Raw genomic sequence first — 4,190 nt, 5'->3', positions numbered from 1 at the left:
CCGTCCAGTTCGGCGCCGGCACCGGTGCGATCAACTTCAACCACACCAGCTCCGCCTACACTTTCGCACCTTCCATCACCGGCAACGGCACCATCAACGTGCTGGCCGGTACCACCATCCTCACGCCCGACAGCAGCGCCTTCACCGGCACCACCACCGTCGCGGGCGGCACCTTGCGGGTCGACGGCACCTTGGGCGGCGCCGTCAATGTCACCACCGGCGGCACGCTCGGCGGCACCGGCACCATCACAGGGCCCGTCACGGTCGGCGGCACGCTGTCGGCCGGCGCCAGCCCCGGCACCCTCACCGTCGGTACGCTCACGCTCAATGCCGGATCCACCTCGCGCTTCGAGCTGAACTCACCCGGCGTCGTCGGCGGCACCACCAACGATCTCGTCGTTGTCACCGGCAACCTCACCTTAGGCGGTGCGCTCGACGCCCAGGTTGCCGCCGGCGGTTACTACCGCCTCTTCAACTACGGCGGCACCTTGGCCGGTGCCTTCGACACCACCACCGTCACCGGCACCGGCGGCTTCACGCCCGCTCGACAGCAGGTCGAGACCAGCATCCCCAACCAGGTCAACCTCGCCGTAGTCGGCACCGGACAAACCCTGCACTTCTGGGACGGTGCCGACAGCACCGGCAACGGCACCGTTGACGGCGGCGACGGCACCTGGAGCAACACCGGCACCAACTGGACCGGACAACCCGGACAGGCCAACATCAACGGCACCTGGGGCGGCTCGGTCGGCGTCTTCGCCGGCACCGCCGGCACCATCACCGTTGCCGGCACGCAGGCCTTCGACACGCTGCAGTTCTCCACCACCGGCTATGTGGTGGGCGGCAACGGCACGCTCGCCATCGCACCCGCCGTCGGCACCACCGGCACCATCAATGTCGACGCCGGCGTGGCCGTCACCATCGGCACGACCATCGCCGACGGCACCGGCAGCGGGCTCAACAAGATCGGGCCCGGCACCCTGATCCTCGTCGCCAACCACACCTATACCGGCGGCACCACCATCACCGCCGGCACCCTGCAGATCGGTAACGGCGCTCCCGTCCTCGGCGGGTCGATCATCGGCAACGTCGTCAACAACGGCGCACTGGTGTTCGCCAACGGCTTCAATGACACCTTTGCCGGCGTGATCTCGGGCAGCGGCAGCGTGCAACACATCGGCAACAGCAGTGTGGTGCTCACCGGTGCCAACACTTACACCGGCGGCACAATCATCCACGCCGGCGCCATCCAGATCGGCAATGACGGCACGTCGGGCTCCATTGTCGGCAATGTCGTCGTCGCTGAGAATGCTGCACTGGCGTTTGCCCGATCCGATACCTACACATTCGACGGCGTCATCTCGGGTGCCGGTGGCATCTTTCAGTTCGGTGTCGGCGGCACCACCGTACTGACCGCCGCCCACACCTATACCGGCAACACCTCGATCAGCTTTGGAACCCTGGCGCTGGGCGCCGGCGGCTCGATCGCCAACAGCAGCCGCGTCGGTTTGGGGATCGACACGGCGTTCGACATCACCGCCGCCGGCAACCAGACCATCAACAACCTGATCGGCGTTGCCGGCTCCACCGTCCGCCTCGGCGCCAACACGCTCACCGTCAACGTCACCGGCAACCGCACCTTCAGCGGCGCCATCACCGGCACCGGCGGCCTCGTCGTCACCGGCGCCGGCAGCATGACGCTGAACGGCAGCAGCACCTATACCGGTGCCACATCCGTCGCTGCCGGCACCCTCACGCTGGGCGCCGCCGGTTCGATCGCACCCAGCAGCGCCGTCACGGTCGCCGCCGGCGCGACGTTCGCCACCACCGGCGGCGGCAGCCACACCGTGCGCAACCTCGCGGGTGTTGCCGGTGCGACCGTATCCCTCGGCTCGACGCTGACCGTCGACAATGCCACCACCGCCGCCTTCGACGGCGCCATCACCGGCACCGGCAGCCTGATCAAATCGGGCGCCGCGACCTGGACATTCGGCGGTTCGGCCAGCCATACCGGCGCCACCACCATCAATGCCGGCACGTTGCTGGTCAACGGCACGGTGGGCGGCACTGTCACCGTCAATGCCGGCGGGACGCTCGGCGGCACCGGCACCATCACCGGGCCCGTCACGGTCGGCGGCACGCTGTCGGCCGGTGCCAGCCCCGGCACCCTCACTGTCGGCACATTGACGCTCAATACGGGCTCTACCTCGCGCTTTGAGCTGAACGCTCCCGGTGTCGTCGGCGGCACGACCAACGATCTCGTCGTCGTCACCGGCAACCTCACCCTCGGTGGTGCTCTGGACGCCCAGGTTGCCGCCGGCGGCTACTATCGCCTCTTCAACTACGGCGGCACCCTGGCCGGTGCCTTCGACAGCACCGCCGTCACCGGCACCGGTGGTTTCGCCGTCGCCCGACAGCAAGTCGAAACCGCCGTCCCCAACCAGGTCAACCTCGCCGTGCTCGGCACCGGACAGACCCTGCACTTCTGGGACGGCGCTGACAGCACCGGCAACGGCAGCGTCGACGGCGGCAACGGCACCTGGAGCGGCGCCGGCACCAACTGGACCGGACAGCCCGGACAGGCCAACGTCAACGGCACCTGGGGCGGCTCCGTCGGCGTCTTCACCGGCGCCGCCGGCACCGTCTCCGTCAGCGGCACGCAGGCGTTCGACACGCTGCAGTTCTCCACCACCGGCTACACGCTGAGCGGCGGCACGCTCGCCATCGCACCCGCCGTCGGCACCACCGGCACGATCAACATCGAGACTGGCGTCACGGCCACCATCGGCTCGGTCATCGCCGACGGCACCGGCAGCGGCCTCAACAAGATCGGGCCTGGCACCCTGATCCTCACCGGCGCCAACACGTATAGTGGCGGCACCACCATCACCGCCGGCACCTTGCAGCTCGGCAACGGCGGCACCACCGGCATGGTCGCCGGCAACGTCGCCAGCAGCGGCTCGCTCGCCTTCAACCGCGCCGACAGCGTCACCTTCGATGGCATCGTGTCGGGCACCGGCGGCCTGCGCCAGATCGGCACCGGCACCACCGTGCTGACCGCCGCCAGCCCCTATAGCGGCCCGACCGCGGTCGAGAACGGCCGCCTGGTCGTGAACGGCACCATCGGCAGCTCCATCGTCACCGTCACCGGCGGCACCTTGGGCGGCACCGGCACCGTCGGCGGTATCGTCGCCAACCGCGGCGGCACCGTCAGCCCCGGAAACTCCATCGGCACCCTCAACGTCGCCGGCAACGTCAGCTTCGGCCCCGGCTCAACCTACGAGGTCGAGATCGAACCCGCGGGCACCGGCGACCGCCTGAACGCCACCGGCACCGCCACACTGAGCGGCGGCACCGTCTCCGTCATCAAGGCCGCCGGCAGCTACACATCAGGCACGCGATACACCATCCTCACCGCCACCGCCGGCGTCAGCGGTACCTTCGACGGCTTCACCCAGAACCTGCCCTTCATCAACCTCGCGCTCGCCTACGATCCCAACACCGTCTTCCTCGACGTCACCCGCAATACCGTCTCCTTCTGCAGCCTCGCCGGTGCGCCCAACCAGTGCGCGGTCGCCAACGGCGCCGAGAGCCTCGGTGCCGGCAACACGCTCTACGACGCGATCGCCAGCCTGCCCGATGCTGCGTCCGCTCAACGTGCCTTCAACGCGCTCTCCGGCGAGGTGCATGCCTCGACCCGCTCGGCGCTGATCGAGGACAGCCATTACCTGCGTGACGCTGTCGTCGCTCGCACCCGCCTGTCCGGCACATCGACCGCCGCCGGGCCGCAGTTCGCCGCTCTGGCACAGGCCACCGACCAGAGCCAACGCCCGCAGGACGGCACCGCCATCACCGCCTGGTTCCAGGGCTTCGGCGCCATTGCGCGTACATCCGGCGACGGCAATGCCGCCACCGCCAAGCGCACCACGGGCGGCTTCTTCATCGGCGCCGACACCAAGATCGCCGACACCTGGACCATCGGCCTCGCCACCGGCTACAGCCGCTCGACCATCGATGTCGATGGCCGATCCTCGCGCGCCACCATCGACTCCTATCACCTCGCCCTCTACGGCGGCGCGCAGTTCGGTGCGATCGGCGTGCGTCTCGGTGCATCCCATACCTGGCACAGCATCGACAGCAGCCGCTCCATCACCTTCCCCGGTGTGGCTGACGCCGCGCGGGCCGACTAC

Annotated in this window: 1 protein-coding gene; it reads left to right on the top strand. The window is 69.1% G+C overall.

Translation table 11 applies throughout. From position 1 onward, the window contains the following. Window positions 1-4,190: autotransporter-associated beta strand repeat-containing protein (locus tag FQU96_RS41875; RefSeq protein WP_146547381.1), on the top strand; the 4,190-nt coding region annotated here is incomplete at both ends.

Origin of the sequence: Reyranella sp. CPCC 100927 (assembly GCF_007859315.1) — a bacterium.
Lineage (GTDB): Bacteria > Pseudomonadota > Alphaproteobacteria > Reyranellales > Reyranellaceae > Vineibacter.
Note: the sequence above shows the minus strand (reverse complement) of the source record. Positions and strands in the feature narration are given on the sequence as shown.